Raw genomic sequence first — 18,070 nt, forward strand, 5'->3', positions numbered from 1 at the left:
TAAATATTATCTCTATAGTAATCTATAATAATATGGATTGTGCTGATTACAGAACTTTAAAACCTTCAGAAGAACAGAATGGGCGAAAAATTAGTAACTTTATTATCTGGTGGTTCCGCATCAACACTTATTCTAACTGTTTCACTGATTCAAAATATCTCGTTTTGGAATTGATTGTGATATAACTAACCAAAAAATTATTTATAAATAAAAAAGATTAGGAGCGAATCCTAATCTTTTTTGTATTCAATTGCACCAGCAACATCATAATCATTTAAATCTAATTCAATTGTTTGTCCGAGTGCTAGTTTAGCCAGTTCTGCTCCTAAGTATGGACCAGCCGTTAAACCTGAAGCTCCTAATCCATTCGCAACGAGAATGCCTTCAAAGTTAGGTAGTGGTCCGATTACAGGTAAGAATCCTGGTGTAAATGGTCTGAATCCAACTCTCGTTTCAAGCATTGTACCATCTTCTAAACCAGGCGCCACCGCCAATGCTTTATCGAATACTTCATGTAAACCACCAGCAGTTACACGGTGATCAAAACCAGTATCATTTTCATGGGTAGCACCGATTACGACATGACCATCTTCAAATGTTAAAATGTATTGATCGTTTGGCGGCATAACAACTGGCATATTTTCTGTTGCTGTATTTTCCATTTGCAAATGAATAATTTGTCCTTTTTGGAACGTAACTAAGAAATTAATTCCTAATGGGTTCAAGATTTCGTTCGCCCATGCGCCTGCAGTTACCATTACCTTTTCCGCTACAAGTGTTTCTTCATTTACTTTAACTCCTGTAATATGATTCCCTTCACGGACTAATACTGCATCACCTTTTATGAAAGTTGCACCATGTTTTTTCGCAGCGCTTATTAATGCGTTGCGTAATAATCTTCCATTTACTCGTGCAGCACCACTAATATGAACAGAACTATATTCTTCCGATAATGCTGGGAATAATTTTTCGTTTCTTCAGCTGATAAGCGAGTGATTTCACCAATCTCCGGTGCATCTTCACGGCGTTTATACGCTCGCTCTTCCATTTGATCTAGTTTTTTCTCATCAGTATGTAAACTAATTGCACCTACACGGTTGTAACCTGTATCCGTTTCACCGTCTTCTTCTAATTGCTGAATTAACGAAGAATAGTAACGCGCCCCGCCTTTAACGATTTTATACCATGCTTTATTACGACGTTGCGACAGCCACGGACAGACAATACCTGCTGCTGCGTCAGTTGCTTGGCCTAACTCTTGACGATCTACAATAGTAACCTTCGCACCAGCCTTAGCAAGATGATAAGCAGTAGATGCTCCTAAAATTCCAACTCCAACTACAATATACGATTTCATTCCAAACACCTTTTCTCTTTTGCTAATTATTTAAATATAAGAACATACTTTAGTATACTGAAAGGAATCCTTTTTTCAATGTGCTAAACGTAATTAATTGTTGCATCATTGTGACGTTCTTAATCGTTATTTTTTCTTCTTACGGAATAATTCAATTGTTTTATAGCCTTGTGAAAGGATTTCAATCATTTTCTCAAGACGTTTATCACGTGTTTTTTCTTGTTTCACAGAAAATAAATTACGAGCCCAATCTTTTTGATATCCGGGTGTTAAACTTTGATAAAACTTAAGTTCATTCGGATGATTAGCTAATAATGCTTCAACATCTTGAATACGATCTGCATAATCAGCAACACATTGACTCGCAGCAGGCGTTTTCTTCGCTTTTTTCTTCTCACGCTTTAAACCTACAACAGTAAAGACATCATCCATACTTACCATTCGTGCAAATTTAATATCGCTCTGTCCTACATACCCATCTTCGCCAACGCTTAATGCTGGAAACATCTCATCACGGTGAATAAACGTACTGTAACGAGCATTACCTTTTTTCGGATAAGCGAAGAATACATATCCTTTTTCAATTAGTAAATCTTCATTATTAATAATAAAATTCGTTTGTTTTACCATTTCATCAAGTGTTTCTACAAAAATAAAAATGGCATCGTGTTCTTTTGAAAATGCAGTTTCTTTACCTGTAAAAATGTCATAATCACTCGGTTCGTTAATAACGACCATATTTGTATACTTATTTAATTTCAATTTATCAATTACTGACATAATAATCTTCCTTTGCTTCCAATATTCATTGCATATACTTTTTTATACTGTTCTAGTGTATTATATCTATTAAGAAAATCAAACTTTAAATCGTATCATTCTGTTTCAAAAGAACACAATATTCTACTTAAAGGAATGATTTTATGCCGTATGTAATCCGAGATGAAGGACTAGTTTTGCAAGGAGACAATGGAAAAGAACCCGTTTTTCATACGTATGAAGAGGCTGCAGAAACGTTAAAAACACTAACTATACCGCAGTTTCCAAAACATATTAGAAGAAAACCTTTTAAACCAAAAATTATACAAATAGCCGATTCAGAATAAGAACCGGCTATTTGTTTATTCATAACTTAATAGCAAATAAAGTATATAAAAGCTCTTTATATTGATCTTCTGTAATTTCACGCTTCGTTTTTTGACCACAATTAATTTCAGTTATACTTGTATTTGTTAAAGAAATATGACCAAAATCCGTCAATTTGACTGCAATAGGTCCTTTGTTGAAAATAGATTTCTCATCTTCTATTACTCTTTTTTGAACATCGTTTACTACTGACTCATCAATAACACGATTATAAAAAGCATGACAAACTGTCCACTCTCCGTTAGCATCTATTCTTTCTAGAACATAATTTCCTTTACTCGTATCTTTTCGTCTCACTCGATACGAACCATTTTTAGAAGAAACAGCTTCACCAGTAAAAGGTACAGGCACGAGAGGTACTAATGAAGCAATACCTACATCAATTAAGTACAGTACGTTATCATAATTTAAAATAATTGTTATATGTCCATCCTCAAGTGCCCAAGCGTTTATATCATTTTTGTATACGGTACCTAATGCGAGTTGTACATCATAACCACTATCTTTTAAAAAATAATAAAAAAGAGTATTTAATTCATAACAAAGTCCGCCGCGGGATCTAGTTAAAATTTTCTCCTGTAAGTTTTCCATAGAAATTGTATTCGTATTACCTGCAATAACATCCAAATTCTCAAACGGTATAGTATGTGCAAATGCAAAAAGTATTGAACTTAGTTCTTTAAATTTTACTTCAGTACGTTTTTCAAGGTTCAATCTTTTAAAAATCCGATTTTGTAATCCTGTCATATTCAGCACCCCTTAAAAAATTATTAGCTAAAATAGTATATGCTGATTGTAAATTTGATCGAGTACTGTAACAATGCACATTTGAAGTAACTGTACCGGTACAAAATTAAAATTTCAAAATACATTTTATATCTTTATTTCAATGAGCTTAACTTTTCAATTGCTTGTTGCTCAGTTGCTAAGAAAAAAATATCATTACCTTTATTACATTCATAAATGAAGTCTTGTAAGCTTTTACTAGTGTACATAGAAAAATCCCCGACGATAGCAATTTTCACACTATAATTTATAAACTTTTGAAGAATATCACCCGCAAGACGTGTTTTTAAGTCAAAGAAACTTTCACTTATTAAAGATTTATTGATAACAATCCGCTTCGAATCCACTTCATATTGAACTGTTGCCATAAGATCTAATGTAGATTGAACGTCAGATATTACTACCGTATCGTTTCTTATGACCGCAATATTTATTCCACTGACTACTACATTTTTTATTTCCATAGTCTCACTCCTCTATAATTTATAAAGCATATATTAAATCTGCTTTGTAGATCTTCATTAACACACATAAACGATTTGCTCCTGGCTCAATATCCTCTCTATATTATCTTAAATAAATATTGTTTTAAAACTTCTCATACGGTCAATGAAATTAAGTGAAATCTATCTTTTTACTATTTTTGGAAATTCATCTCTCCACAATAACTTAATAAATTATCGAAAGAAGTAATCTCAGCATATGGTTTTGTGTCGGTATTATTCTTAATCATATTAGGATTGAACCATATACCCTTTACATTTGCATTTTGGCAACCAGCAATATCCTTTTCTAAGTCATCTCCAACAAATAGTACATCTTCTGGTTGTACATTTAGCTTATTTAATGCTAATTCAAATATGCGTTTGTCAGGTTTACTAAATCCCGTTTCTTCAGAAATAATGATTGTATCAAAATAACGATTCAAATTCGTATTAATTATTTTAGCTTTTTGCCTCTGAGTTGAGCCATTTGTTATAATTCCAACTTTAATATGTGACTTTAGAGTATTTATGATATTAATAGTATTTTGGTTTATAGAAAAACATTTTGGGAAATTATTATTCCAAAAGTCTTGAATGTAATTAAGTGGTAATCTATATTTCGGTGGGAATTCATCAAATAATGATTCCAAAACCTTTACTTTATCGCTGTGGCCATAGCTTTTTTTATCATATCCCTTGAATTTCTGTAACATTTCGTTTTTACTGCATGTTGTTCAACATCCCCATAAAACTCCTCTAAAATAATGGAAAACAGTTTATCTACTGCCTTATCCCTATCAAGTAACGTATCATCTAAATCAAATAGCATCGCTTTATAACCCCTCAAATAACTTCACAGCCTTTCTCGCATTATATAAATAATCCCTAATTCATATCTTTAAACTTTTAGTTTATCAAGAGAGTTATTATTTAGGTGAGAATAACGATCAAACAGAGTAAAGGATTTATTTTCACCTTCCCGGAGAATTAATTCTAGCCTTGGAATCCAGTTGTTTTTCTCCTGATCAATTAAATGCTCAATTACTTCGAATGTATTTTAAGTTCCTTCCTCTTCATTACAATGTAGCCATTCCCCGGATAAACTAGATAAAAAAAACTCCAAAGTTTGTGGCACGCGCTCTAGAATTCCAGTAACTTCTTTTATATTGAAATTCATTTCCTTTTCTCCTCTTGGTAAAGAAGTAAAAGTATATTTTCATACAATTTAAGAAATTACACCCAATTTACATTATTATACATTATTTTTTCTTAAATATTAATCGTTCATCTTATTGAACGTGGAGCTAACACAGTAACCGTCCTGTGAAGTCTCCTAATTCATCTCCACATAAACTCCAGATAGTAAGGCTATAATGACTACCAGAGGTGATATTATGAGGAACTATCATATTCTCGTGGTAGAGGACGATCAAGAAATTCAGGAATTAATTAAACAATTTTTAATGACACAACAGTATACAGTTGTAGTTGCATCAGATGGATTAGAGGGTATGACACAATTTAATAAGCAATCCTTTGATTTAATTCTTCTAGATGTAATGATGCCCAATCTTAATGGATTTGAAGTTTCCAAGATGATTCGAAGCCAGTCAAATGTACCAATTATTATGCTAACTGCGTTAGAAGAAGAAGAAGATCAAATGAAAGGGTTTGATCTTGGAATCGATGATTATATAACAAAACCCTTTTCGTTTCATGTTTTGATTAGACGAGTCGAAGCCGTACTGAGAAGAAGTTATGATAAAAATGTAAATAATCATTTGGTTTTTAAAGAAGTGCGTGTCGATGTTGATGCATATAAAGTATATGTAAATGAAGTTGAAATTTTATTAACGACAAAAGAGTTTGAAATTCTACAACTACTATTTCAAAACGAGAGAAAAGTACTCACAAGAGAAAATATCGTAGAAAAAGTTTGGGGATACGATTATTTTGGCGAAACACGAATAATTGATACACACATTAAAAACCTACGTAAAAAGTTAGCTATCCCTTATATTAAAACAATAAAGGGTATTGGTTATAAAATTGATGAATAGTATTGTGAAAATCATGAAGATGAAGCAAATTACTTATAAACTCTTTATGACTACCTCTCTCATTTTGTTATCCTTTGCAGTATTGATTTATTTAACTTTATACTTCTTTCTCCCTACGTTTTATGAGCAATACAAAACAGATCAACTTCAAACAGGGATAAAAGAAATCATTGATAAGTCTAAAGATCTTACGTTTCAAGATGCGATACCACTTTTTGATGAATATGCAAAAAAAAATAATGCGATGCTTTATCTTCAAAATAATGAGGGAATAATTAAATACTCTCCTTCATTTTCTTTTACTCAAAGTGGTTCGCAAACTACAGTAGTTACTAGAGCGACACGGTTCGAGAATGCAGGTACCCTTAGCAATTCATATAACGTTACGCAACCAATTCAATTCCAAGATGGTAGTTTAACGCTTATAGTCTTTGCTACATTTCAACCGATTGATGAAGCTTCACAGGTTTTAGTACGCTTTCTCCCCTATATTAGTATCATTGTACTCGTAATTGGTGTAGGGAGTGCTTATTTCTATTCCAGGTTTATTACAAAACCACTTATTTATATTAATGAGGGTGCACAAAAGATGGCAAATTTAGATTTCTCCGAAAAAATTGAGGTTCGCTCTACAGATGAGTTAGGAGAATTATCTAATAGCTTGAATGACATGTCTATTAACTTACAACAAGCTATGTTTGATTTAAAAAAAGCAAATCAACAATTAAAAAATGATATTGAAAAAGAAAGAGAAATAGAAACAAAACGCAGAGAGTTTTTTGCGATTGTAGCACATGAATTAAAGACCCCTCTTACTGTAATGAAAGGATACTTAGAAGGGATGATATACAATATTGGCCCTTATCAAAATCGTGATCAATATTTAAAGAAAAATCATCAAATTATTGAAAGTATGGAACAATTAGTTCGTGAAATTTTAAGCATGTCGAAATTAGAACAACACACCTTTAAACTAAAAGTAGAAGAAGTTAATCTTTCGAAGTTAATAGATACAATCACAAAAGATCTCGAATTTTTTGCTTCTCAAAAAAGCATCCAAATAATAAAAGAAATTGATTCTGACCTTTCTGTTTATACAGATCGTGTTCTTTTTGAAAAAGCATGTAAAAATGTTATCCATAATGCGGTTATGTATTCACCACATAATGAAAAAGTCTATATAAAGTTAAATGAGGATTCTGAACAAGGTCAAATCAAAATGCAAATTATGAATACAGGTGTCAATATTAAAGAAGAAGATATACAACAAATTTTCAAACCATTTTATCGAATTGAAAAATCAAGGAATCGAAATACTGGAGGAAGTGGTTTAGGTTTATATATTGTTAAACAAATTTTTGAAACGCTAGATATAAAATATTCTATAAAAAATATGGAACATAGTGTACAATTTTGCATGAACATTCCATTATCTAAACAAAAAACAAACAAACTCCCCTTTTAGTAGGACGAGTTTATTTGTTTTTTGTAGTAAGTATAAACTTATTAGGAATCAATAGGGTGACTTTTCGTTTTATGACGTATGCTATTTTCTAAATGGCGACCGTAATAAGTAACGATAACAATTAAGGATCCCCAATCCACTGCATCCAACTTAAATATTCTCCCCTACTATAACAGCAAAAAGATGACGTATTTGTAGACTTACAAAAGGAAGAACGAATATTACTACCTCGCTACGAACTTGTAATAGCCGCTGATGTTACTGATGGTATATAGCAATAAGGTAGCGACTGAAACATATATTATATTGAAAACTAGTGAACAACTAGCTTTCCTTTTTTATTGGGGAATTAACTTAGTTCGGGAGAGCGTTGCAATAGCATTGCAACGCTCAAGGGTTCAAGCCACGTATTTTCCATTATGGTATCTATACCTTAGTATTACTAGGGTTGAGAAAGGACGATAGAAAACGCACAAGCAGTTGGCCCAATATCGGTTCATAATTTTACGCTTTCTATCACTCGCGGATCCCCGCCCGCCTCTACTCGCCTATAGTGTAATGGATAACACATGAGATTTCGGCTCTCACAATCTGGACTCGAACCCTGGCAGGCCGGCTGTAATCGTATATAACCTAAACAAAGGTCCAGTACGAATCCCAAGCTCTGGACCTTTGTTTGCCGTAAAGAGTGATCCGAACATTAAAATTTTGATATGAAGGGAGATTTTTATAAAACAATGCAATATTCCCCCATGGAATAATTACCCTTACTCGCCTTATAATTGAATTAATATATAGTGGTGGTGTAATAAGTGAACAAGTTAAAAAAATACTCGAGGATCTTCGTCATGTTTTGTACATTAAGTGTGATATTCCTAATCATTTCGCCTAATAAAATTATAGGTAGGTCGGCTATCCAAAAAGGTGACGTGAAATTACACGTATACTCTCAGGCTACTACGGGAGCACCTCAAAAGATCAGTGAGAATGATTTGGCTATTTTAAAAGAAAGAGTGAGAGACACGTACCCAAACATAGCCTCGACAGATATTGAACTTGTAGGTGATACCCCATTTCGTCATGTTGCAGATCCAGCGTATGTTCAAGATTTTACTGTATATGGTGAAGTAATAGGTATAACACGAAATGAGACATCAGGAGAAAATACTGTCGCAGTGTTAAAGGTTTCCTACTGGGATATGCCGATGATTCAATATTTCTTCTATAAGGTGCTAATAGAAGAATAGCACTTGAAATAGTGTTATCCTTTCACGGAGCATCCAATATACAGGTTTTTAGAAAACAGACCGACCATAACGAGCGGTCAAAGGCTTCGTGAATACAGAATGGTATGCTGCGGAAAAAACCGAGCAAAGAGTTGATGATATTACTACCTATTTGACCTTTATTATGACAGTGAATGTGAGGTAAGAATATGTAGTTAGAAGATTTTTTAGAAAAGAATAACGAAAATTACGATTTTAAAAATGAATCCCCTTCGGATAAAGTGAAGAATGAGGAGGATCCAATAAAGAAGTTTTTTGAATTTAAACTAGATAGTACAAGATCTCGTTTTGATTGTGATCGTTGTGAACTTGCAAAAGAAATTTATAAAAAATTGTGGAGTTTGAGTGATAAAGAATTAAAACAAAAATTATATCGATGAGGAAAAAATTTATTTTTATTGGAAAGACCATGCCTTGAATAAAATAGCACTACCAACACATTTATCCTATGAAGAAATTATTAAAATCATTGAAAAAATTAACGGATTAATTGAAGATCGTGAAGAGGAAATATTGAGAGAACTGAAGTGAAAATCATCCTTGGGATAACACAACTCCCATGCTCATTTTTACATTAGGTATGAACGTGATTTTTATACTAGTTTACTCTCGTTTCACGTAATCAATGTAGAAAGTAACGATCTAAAAAAGTGATGCAACCATAATGTATCACTTTTTTTAGATGAATACAGGAAATACCTCTCTTGATTCAGTAAGTCTGTTCGCTTGCCTTCTACCCTTCCCACTCCTGTTTCATGACTTTCAAATAGAGTTCCTCAAACTCTTTAAAATGGACACGAAAAGCACGTAATGTATCGATATAAGCAGTAATCACATCTTCTTCATCAAAATGGATACCATCCTTGGCTAAACCATAGCTATCATCAAGGCTGTATAAATCAAAATATTCCTCTTCCCAATACACGCTTCTGTTCATGAGTAAACGAGTGGAACAAGTAATAGCTCGTTTAAAATTCCATTTCTTTTCTATTAATTTTTCATTCATGACAGAAAGAAGGATGTTTACCGAGGTTTTCTCATCAACTGTGCGACTAAATGATAGTAACGCCGATTCTATAAATACCATTTTTGCCGTAGACATTAAGGATATCTCTATAATTTCATAAGGCGGGTGATCATTTGATTCAATCAATCTATCGCACCATGAAATAACCTCCTCCCTGTTCCAAAGTCCACAGCCTAGTCCTAATGCATACAAGTGGGCTAACTTTTGATAGGATTCCAATATGTTTCACCTTCCCTTTTACTTAATAGGGGTATCGCAAGCATTTGTTGCTAAATTATACTTAGCAACAAATACAATAAGCTATCCAAATGGACAGCTTATTTGCATCATGATCGCTAGTAGAAGTCATTTAAAAGCTCTACATCTGGACTTTTTCTTTGTTCCGACGAATAACCCACCAAACCGAAGCTAGAAGTAGTATAGGCAGCGGTATTAACTGAATAAAGAAAAATCCTTCCCAAAAATCGAGCATAGTACTACCTGGGGAATCTGTTGACATCCCACCTATAAAAAAAGACAATGGAATAGCAAGTATATTTATCCCTAAACTAACCATTACGAATGATAGATTTTTATTCCTGATTACTGGTAATGCAGCCAAAATAAATAAAACTATTGCAGTTCCAATTATAAGAAACAGTACTCCAAAATAAAATGCAAAATATAAAATAAATTCCATAATAGGTTCCATAATACCCCTCCGTGGCTTTCATTCATCCTCTTGAGTACATATTCAAAGTTCTGTTATGTCATATAAGTAGTCAGGATACTGAAAATCAGTTACATACATCTTCAACCTCGTTTTCTTCTCTTTACTTTCTGATTTTATATCCGACTTACTACCTTGCTTTTCTTCTGCTTCAGATTTTCCTTTTGCTAAGGCTCCTCTTAGCTGTCTTTCAATTTCTTCATCGCTATAGCGCAAATGCTTCATGTCTTCTACAATTTTATCTGTTTCAAATACTTTATCTACTTGTCTATACTTTGACTGTGTAAGTCCATACTTAAGCATATAAGCGACAGCCAGGGTATATCCTTTTATTATTTTATAGTGAAATAAATAATGGGTCAAAAAAATTTTTTGAAAATTATACAAAAAAGGCATAATTTATCGATCACCCGGTAATCGTAGTGGTCTTTCATGTTCGAATCTCCTATTTAGAGTTAATATTTTACGTTTCCTTTCATCTTCAACCATTCTAATGCTCAATCATATTACGCATATTTTTAGATTTTCCATTTGTAGCTATATTAATTGAGACGTTAAAATCTGATTCTTTATTCTGAAGGGATATTCTCCCCTCTTTTTTAAATCGTTTCCATAATTTGGAATTCTGACGATATAAGGAATGTGATAACTGATACGTGTCAATCCCTTTTTCGATTCCTTTTCGGTACGTTTTTTTAATTTCTTTTTCAACTTGGTCCTCTGCAATTTTTTTAATATCATTTACAGGCATAGAATTTATTAATTGGAAAATATCAGCATCGAAATGGATGTTCATAAGCATGCGTAACTTTCCATTTTTAATAAAATGCTTTGTATCTATCTTTGGATTTTTCAATACTATATGTCCAATGATTTTCTCGTTAGATTTTAATAGTAATGGGGCTCGTTTGGTATTTTCATCCGTCCATCGAACCCCAGCAATATCATGGTCGTTTAAATGATTTATATAGAATTTATCACTTATAAAACCATAACCACTAAATTTTAACATTGGAAATGATGTATGCCCTTTTTTCCAATATGTTTTAGTCGTAGCTAAGAAAGGAATGCGAGTTGTCATCCCGGGTTCATAATAATTTCTTTGGAATTTATATAAAGGTAAAGGATCTATTATTGTATATTGCTTAGTTATCTCTTTTGGTAAATTAATGATTGTATATAATTGAGAAATATTTAAAATATTATTGTTCGCTAATATATTTTCTAAAGGTTCCTTAGTTCCAAATATCCACATAGTATCTCGAAATTGAAAAAAACGAGAGAAAAAATCATTAAATTGATTTAAGTCACCATGTTTTAGAAATCTCTCTGTTACAACAATTGTTTTGAGATGCTCCCATGAGATTTCTTGTTGAGCACCTTTATAAAAATCAAATGCTGCCTCATCTAAAATGGGACCTTTTCCCTTTCCAATATAGGCCTGGCTATAATTACGGGTAGTGCTCCCTTCTTGTTTCGCTATGTTAGAAAAATTAATAAATTGCGGACGAATGATATAATTATTATCTTTAAAATCGATACCTAGACTATTTATATACAAAACGTGATGCAACTCTCTTTGATCCCAACACCCTGTTAGAAACGTACACATCATAAAAAGAAATATAACTATTCTTTTATTTTTCTTCATCGGTACTCTCTCTTTTCCTTGTATTATCTTGAGTATGCAATTCTTTAGGTCTTTTTTTCATATATGTGAAAGGAATTCTAAATGTGGCTGCTAGCATACTTTTAAACACAGGGGGTGAATATGGTGTAAAAAATGGAACTCCAAAAGAGCGTAAATTTACTACATGTATTACCATCACAAGGACACAAAAGATAAATCCTACTATGCCTAATAAAGAAGATACTAGGAATACTGCATATCGCAATATACTTATTATTCCTGTTACTGACTGATTAGTTAAAGCAAATGTCGAAACAACCGAAATTGCTATTATAATGACCATAGATGCTGAAACAATTCCTGCACTAATAGCAGCTTGTCCAATAATCAATCCCCCTACAACAGATAACGTTTGGCCAAATACGGCAGGAACACGCAATCCTGCTTGCCTCAAAACTTCAAATAAGGTCATCATAATTAGCCCTTCTAAAGGAGCAGGAAAAGGAATCCCTTCTCTTGATAAGCTTAATGTTGCTAACAACGTATAGGGAATCTGATCTGGATGATATGTAATTAATGCTATCCAAATTCCTGGAAGAAATATAGAAATTGCTATCCCAAAAAGACTTACAAGTCGTACAAAGCTGCCGAATATATAGAAAAAATCTTGGTCTTCAGATGTATTCACAAAAAAAGGAAATGTAACTGGTGCAATAGTGGCTGTTGGTGATCCTTCAACTAGTAAAATAAAACGTCCATACAACAAACAATTCACAGCATAATCAGGGCGTCCTGTATATTCAACTAAAGGAAATACACTAAATTGATTGTTTGTGATTAATTCTTCAATTTGTGCACTTGAAACAATCCCGTCTATTTTAATTTGTCTTAATTTTAATCGAACTTGATTAATGATTTCTTGGGATGCGATATCTTTTAAATACAAGAGTGCTACTTTAGTTTGTGTTCTTTCTCCAATAATAAATTCTTCATAACTAAGAGAACTCGTTTTTAGTCTTTTTCTAATTAATCCTATATTTGTGTTTAACTCTTCAACAAATCCATCACGTCCACCCCGAATGGTCATCTCTGTATTTGTTTGTTCAACTGATCTTGTAGGTATTTGGGCAATATCAACTATATATCCTTGTTTAGATTCTTCAAAAATAATGAGGAGGTTACCTTCAAATATAATCTGAGAGATAGTTTCATTCGAATTTACTATATCTAATTTCTTTACTGATAACTGGGGAATTAATGTTGAAAGGTTAAATTCTTCTATCGAATTACTTATAAGCTCTTTGCAAACTTGAGATGATGTGGCTTGTTTTAATTTTGTATTGTCAATTAAGCTTTGACAATACATAAACAATACTGACCTCGTTTTTTCTTTCTCATCGAATTCACGCTTTATTACTTTTACATCGTTACATCCCTCAAACCACTCTAGTATTATCTTCTCGTTTAATTCTACTCGTTTGTTCATCTACGTTGTCTCCTTCAAATTCAGCAACCTTATATAAAATACATTCTCATACTTTTTCAAGAACTTTTCTTATATTTAGCAACCCATACAAACACTATCAGTAAGATAGAAAATAAAAATAGCCCTAATGCTGAAACTGGTAAAACAATTTGAGATACAAACCAATAGAAACTAGAGTCACTGATAGGTAGTGTACTTATTAATACAATACATGAAAGGATTACAAACATAACCCCATTTCTCGTTTTCCGATTTGTAATTGATAACAAATCTGGAATAAGAAAAACAACAAGTGATAGACGAATAAAGATCCCTACAAGCCACTGATACACGGAGAGGAAGTCTAAATTTTCAATGTACCTTCCTATTGACACAAGTCTCCATTCTTCAAATGCTGGATATCGTTGGTTTGCTGCTACGAAAGGACCAAATTCTATAATTGCTGCCATAACTGGTCCTATTGTGATACCAATAATAACAATACCCAAAGCAATCAGTTGATATAATTTAACTTTTGAACAAATGTGATGTTGTAAAAAAAGAATGAAGATTAACTCTAGAAATCCTGCTGCAGGATAAACCATCCCCTTAAATACTGGATTCATTCCATTTTCCATCATTGGCTGAAGTAAAGAATAATCTTTATGTGGAACATTTGCAAACATTACAAAAAAACCAAGTAGAAATACAATAGGTAACAAAACACCTGTTGTAAGTGCAATAGATTGAATTCCTCTTGTAGCATTATAGAGACAAATCATTGAAAAAAGTATTCCTAATACAAAGTGAGGTGTTTCTGGTAAATAAAAAGAGAAAAAGGTTAATGTTTCTTTTAGTGCAACGACACCAATTGTTATTAAATAAAGTACAACTATGAATATGATTGGATATACACTGAATTTCCCAAAATTATTTTTTAACCACAAAAACAAATGTTCATTTTTTATGTTTATATATATGATGAATATTAATGAAATCCAAATCAAGTATATAATGCTTACTAATATGATAGAGATCCACGAATCTCTACCCGAGGTATCTAATAACATAGGAATCATAATGACATGATTAATTATCCCTATACTACCAATAAGTATCATAGAAACTTGAAATAAAGTAATTGTTTGCTTAGTCATACTTACCACCATATTTTGTAATGAAGAAATATTACATAGTATAACTGATACATTACATCTTTATTCCAAATGGTTAGTGCTTAGAGCCATGGACAATTAAACGCTCTTATTTATAAAATCTATCACATGAGATGTAAGCTAGTTCCTTTTTACAGATAAATAATTAAACGGGACAGTATTTAGATCCTACATCTAGGTAATGTCCCGTTTTTTATATGTAATTCTTCAATGTTATAGTCAATCGATCATAACAAAAAGAACCTATAGGATATCCTACAAGTTCTTTTTTCAAATATTGTTAAAAAGGGGACAACAAACTATCTTAACATTCAATACAGGGAGACCATTTTGATTATGGCTTGGTTTTATTATATATCAAATATAAACATTTGAAAAAGTGGGTTTTTGAAAATTATGTGAATTCAATAACCATGGTTTTTATATTAGGTATTATTAATTTCGTTTACCACTAACTTCTTCTTACTTAAATAAACTGCTCGATCCGATTTTTTTGCAACTTCTTGTGAATGCGTCACAACAATTACGCATTTATTTTCTTGATGCGCGAGCTCCTGGAACAACTCAATAATTTCATTTGCCGTTTCTTCATCCAGATTTCCTGTCGGCTCATCCGCAATCAGTAAATCAACATTACAAGATAACGCTCGAGCTATTGCTACACGCTGTTGTTGCCCGCCACTTAGTTGCAGAACATTTCGTTTCGCTTCTACTTCTGTAAGTCCTACTTTCTCTAATAATTCTAACGCCCTTGCCGTTTTATTTTGCACTTTAACACCTGTAATTTCCATTGCTGTTAATACATTTTGAAGAGCAGTCATATAGGTAATCAAATTATAAGATTGGAAAATTACCGATACATTTTGATTACGGTACCGATCCAAACCAATTTTTCGAATATCCTTTCCATTAAACAGTACATAACCATTTTTAGGTATATCTAGCCCACAACCTAAGCTAAGAGTAGTGGTTTTACCAGATCCGGATGGTCCTAGAATAGTGTAGAAATGCCCTTTTTGAAAAGAAAAGTTAACATTGTCTAGTATCGCTACTTTTTTTCCGTTACTTTCATAATAATAATCTAAGTTTTTAAATTGTAAAATCGTCTCCATATAGAGCCTCCTTATTCATCTTTTAAAAGAATTTGTTTTGGATTCAGGCGTAGAATAGATAATGCTGGAAGAAGCGTTGCTAATATAGCAATAGCTAGTCCAATCCCCCCCATTTTGCCTACATCTTCTCCTGTTACACTTACATTAATTTTATCAATTGGATCTTCTTTTTGATTTTGTAATGTGCCACCAGGTCCAGCCATCATTACAGTACCATTTTGCGGGGTGTCTGTTTCTTCGCTTGCTGTAGCAACTTCACTTGAAAGTAAATTATCCCCTATATATTGAGAAACTTTAGCTCCTGTTGTTATGGATAATCCAAATGCTAAAAGAGCGATACATACAACTTCTACTACAAACTGCGCCATCAGCTTCCACTTTTTTTCTCCAATGGACAATAGAATCCCCATTTCTTTGCGACGCCCTTTAATCGATAACATAATGATTAACCCTAATATAATCGCACCTGCAATTGATACAATATAAATAATCATTTGAGAAGTAGATGAGATATTTTCGATAGGCCCAATCATTTGTTTGTACAATGAATCATGTGCATCTAATTTATAATAATTAAAATTAATATTAGATTTTTTTGCTTCTTCTTTAAATGCTTCAATGTTTTGTGGGTCTTTCAAGAAATACACGACTTGAACACTACTTATACCTTGATCTACTTCTAATTTTTTCATAGTTGCATGCGGCATATATAGTTTATTAGCTGGATCCATTATAGGAGGAGCCTGTTGACCCATAGCTTGCTCATTCGTTTCGTAAATACCGATAATTTCAACCTCAAGGGTTTCCTTCTTATCCCCTGATTGCACTTTAATTTTGTCTCCTACTTTCAAATTATTTAATTCCGCTAATCGTTTTTCCATTAAAGCTACATTCTGATCTTTCATCTGTTCTGTAATTGGTTTTCCATCAATGATTTTACTTTTTCCGTTTTTAAAGCTTTCTTGTAATGCTGTCTTGCGAACTCCTTCAATCATAAAAGAAGAATTCATATCTATTTCTGTACCGGAGCTTGAACCGCCTCGTACAGCTGCCATTCCCACTTTACCTTTTCCTTCATCTTCTCCTTCTGAAGCCCCTACTAGTTTAAGTCCATCAGAAATTCCGAAAGTGTTAGTTATGTAATTATAGTCTTTTACATACTTTGACTTCGCTAATTGATCTGCTTCTTTTGTATTAAGCTTTGGCGGATTAGGCATCTCTCCAGTTTCCCGAGCTTGTTGACCTAATTTGTCAAAATCAAGACTTAAAGTAACATCTGCACCGAGTTTTTTTCTTGCTGCATCAGCAGCTTTTTTTGATGCATTTTGGATTGTGAATCCTGCCAACACTAAATTTGTAACAATTAGGAAAACTGCCATCAAAATTAATGATGTTCCTACTCTTTTTTTCATACTGAGAATTGCTCGTTTCATAAAGTTCATTTTTTCTTACCTCCTTGATAACTTGTATTCTATATAGGTTATCTAGAGTCTATATGGAGCTAATCGGTAGTTTATCTAGAGATATAAGGAGTTTATGTGTAGTTATTCATTGACCTGGTCAAGAAAAACCGGAACACATATTCAAAAACGTAATCGTTTTTGAATATTGATAAAGAGACAGTCCTTAGATAGGGTTAAGATTCATTGAATGAGAGTATACAAATCCATGCTTATTATGTAATTTCTATATAACAAATAAAAAGCACCTTATTTGAATGGTTATATGTGTGTGTTTGTTAAAATATGAAAATCCATTAAAGAATATGGAGTTTTATTGAAGTTGATCGGATTTTCTAATAATAATATTGTGTTAAAAAGCCTAACTTATAATTTTTATAAGTTAGGCTTTTATGCTATTTATAAGAAAAAGTTATAGAGACTCATAATATTTTATAATTTAACCTATTGTATTTAAACAAGTAAAATAAAAGTAACAAGTGCATACATTAAGGAGGTTTTTTGATAGTGACAGAAACTATAACATTTAGGATTGCAACGGCAGATGATTTAGATGAAATTGTAAAAATGCTTGCTGATGATGTTTTAGGAAATAAAAGAGAGCGCTATGAAACACCACTCCCTGATAGTTATATAAAAGCATTTCATGCTATTGATTGTGATCCAAATAACGAGTTAATTGTCGCATGTGATGGGACAGAGATTATTGGGCTTCAACAAATTACATTTACGCCTTACATTGTACGTCAAGGGGGTTGGAGAGCTACAATTGAGGGTGTACGGACAGCCTCATCAAAACGTGGTAAAGGTATAGGAAGTAAACTTATTAAATGGGCTATTCAACGTGCTAAATTACGAGGATGTCATTTAGTACAGTTAACAACAGATAAAGAACGACAAGAGGCTT

The 18,070-nt window shown here is 32.6% G+C and carries 16 protein-coding genes and 2 pseudogenes; 5 read left to right on the forward strand and 13 right to left on the reverse strand.

All coding sequences use genetic code 11. The features are described from left to right. Nucleotides 1-230: 230 nt before the first annotated feature. Nucleotides 231-1,357, reverse strand: a pseudogene (locus CDB3_RS11255) (NAD(P)/FAD-dependent oxidoreductase). A 126-nt stretch (nucleotides 1,358-1,483) separates the two neighbouring features. Further along, nucleotides 1,484-2,137, reverse strand: coding sequence for a YdeI/OmpD-associated family protein (locus CDB3_RS11260; RefSeq protein ID WP_128854544.1), 654 nt, complete (start codon nucleotides 2,135-2,137; stop codon nucleotides 1,484-1,486). A 143-nt stretch (nucleotides 2,138-2,280) separates the two neighbouring features. Here CDB3_RS11260 and CDB3_RS11265 point away from each other — a divergent pair, with 143 nt between their 5' ends. Then, nucleotides 2,281-2,463 (forward strand): hypothetical protein, encoded by a 183-nt coding sequence (locus tag CDB3_RS11265; protein WP_002172113.1) that lies wholly within the window; start codon nucleotides 2,281-2,283, stop codon nucleotides 2,461-2,463. 19 nt (nucleotides 2,464-2,482) lie between these two features. Here CDB3_RS11265 and CDB3_RS11270 read toward each other — a convergent pair whose 3' ends face one another. From CDB3_RS11270 to CDB3_RS11280, 3 genes and pseudogenes are all read right to left on the reverse strand, one after another. Then, nucleotides 2,483-3,250: an arylamine N-acetyltransferase family protein gene (locus CDB3_RS11270; protein WP_128854545.1), complete on the reverse strand. Its 768-nt coding sequence runs from the start codon at nucleotides 3,248-3,250 to the stop codon at nucleotides 2,483-2,485. Nucleotides 3,251-3,384: 134 nt separating this feature from the next. Further along, nucleotides 3,385-3,753, reverse strand: a complete 369-nt coding sequence (locus CDB3_RS11275) for a DUF4180 domain-containing protein (RefSeq protein ID WP_128854546.1) — start codon at nucleotides 3,751-3,753, stop codon at nucleotides 3,385-3,387. Nucleotides 3,754-3,926: 173 nt separating this feature from the next. Continuing rightward, nucleotides 3,927-4,603: pseudogene (locus CDB3_RS11280) on the reverse strand (HAD family hydrolase). A gap of 565 nt (nucleotides 4,604-5,168) precedes the next feature. On the opposite strand from CDB3_RS11280, the gene CDB3_RS11290 reads away from it, so the two are divergent. The 3 genes from CDB3_RS11290 to CDB3_RS11305 all read left to right on the forward strand — a co-directional run bounded on the left by CDB3_RS11290 (nucleotide 5,169) and on the right by CDB3_RS11305 (nucleotide 8,546). Continuing rightward, the gene (locus CDB3_RS11290) at nucleotides 5,169-5,834 is read left to right on the forward strand and encodes a response regulator transcription factor (RefSeq protein WP_016095431.1); all 666 of its coding nucleotides are present in this window, start codon (nucleotides 5,169-5,171) and stop codon (nucleotides 5,832-5,834) included. After that, nucleotides 5,827-7,299: a sensor histidine kinase gene (locus CDB3_RS11295; RefSeq protein WP_128854547.1), complete on the forward strand. Its 1,473-nt coding sequence runs from the start codon at nucleotides 5,827-5,829 to the stop codon at nucleotides 7,297-7,299. Before CDB3_RS11290 ends, CDB3_RS11295 begins: the two co-directional genes overlap by 8 nt. Nucleotides 7,300-8,111: 812 nt before the next feature. Then, entirely contained in the window at nucleotides 8,112-8,546 is a 435-nt protein-coding gene (locus CDB3_RS11305; RefSeq protein WP_128854548.1) for a transposase, read from the forward strand. A 772-nt stretch (nucleotides 8,547-9,318) separates the two neighbouring features. On the opposite strand, the gene CDB3_RS11315 is transcribed toward CDB3_RS11305, so the two are convergent. The 8 genes from CDB3_RS11315 to CDB3_RS11350 form a co-directional block, all read right to left on the reverse strand. After that, nucleotides 9,319-9,831: a protein kinase gene (locus CDB3_RS11315; protein WP_128854549.1), complete on the reverse strand. Its 513-nt coding sequence runs from the start codon at nucleotides 9,829-9,831 to the stop codon at nucleotides 9,319-9,321. 139 nt (nucleotides 9,832-9,970) lie between these two features. Continuing rightward, nucleotides 9,971-10,303, reverse strand: a complete 333-nt coding sequence (locus CDB3_RS11320) for a hypothetical protein (protein WP_128854550.1) — start codon at nucleotides 10,301-10,303, stop codon at nucleotides 9,971-9,973. Between the two features lie 42 nt (nucleotides 10,304-10,345). After that, a complete protein-coding gene (locus tag CDB3_RS11325; RefSeq protein ID WP_128854551.1) occupies nucleotides 10,346-10,624 on the reverse strand; it encodes a hypothetical protein in 279 nt (92 codons plus the stop codon). Between the two features lie 187 nt (nucleotides 10,625-10,811). Then, the gene (gerXC, locus tag CDB3_RS11330; protein ID WP_128854552.1) at nucleotides 10,812-11,972 is read right to left on the reverse strand and encodes a spore germination protein GerXC; all 1,161 of its coding nucleotides are present in this window, start codon (nucleotides 11,970-11,972) and stop codon (nucleotides 10,812-10,814) included. Next, nucleotides 11,959-13,437 carry a spore germination protein GerXA gene (gerXA, locus tag CDB3_RS11335; protein ID WP_128854553.1) on the reverse strand — a complete coding sequence of 493 codons (1,479 nt, stop codon included), beginning with the start codon at nucleotides 13,435-13,437 and terminating at the stop codon, nucleotides 11,959-11,961. The genes gerXC and gerXA overlap by 14 nt, the downstream gene beginning before the upstream one ends. A gap of 56 nt (nucleotides 13,438-13,493) precedes the next feature. Continuing rightward, on the reverse strand, nucleotides 13,494-14,573 hold the full coding sequence (gerXB, locus tag CDB3_RS11340) for a spore germination protein GerXB (protein ID WP_128854554.1): 1,080 nt from the start codon (nucleotides 14,571-14,573) through the stop codon (nucleotides 13,494-13,496). 443 nt (nucleotides 14,574-15,016) lie between these two features. Further along, the gene (locus CDB3_RS11345; protein WP_097829244.1) at nucleotides 15,017-15,703 is read right to left on the reverse strand and encodes an ABC transporter ATP-binding protein; all 687 of its coding nucleotides are present in this window, start codon (nucleotides 15,701-15,703) and stop codon (nucleotides 15,017-15,019) included. Nucleotides 15,704-15,714: 11 nt separating this feature from the next. Beyond that, nucleotides 15,715-17,145: an ABC transporter permease gene (locus CDB3_RS11350; RefSeq protein ID WP_128854555.1), complete on the reverse strand. Its 1,431-nt coding sequence runs from the start codon at nucleotides 17,143-17,145 to the stop codon at nucleotides 15,715-15,717. 525 nt (nucleotides 17,146-17,670) lie between these two features. On the opposite strand from CDB3_RS11350, the gene CDB3_RS11355 reads away from it, so the two are divergent. Beyond that, nucleotides 17,671-18,070, forward strand: a 400-nt coding sequence (locus tag CDB3_RS11355; protein WP_142263485.1) for a GNAT family N-acetyltransferase, incomplete at its 3' end; no start/stop codon positions are given.

Source organism: Bacillus sp. CDB3 (assembly GCF_002081505.1).
GTDB lineage: Bacteria > Bacillota > Bacilli > Bacillales > Bacillaceae_G > Bacillus_A > Bacillus_A cereus_AT.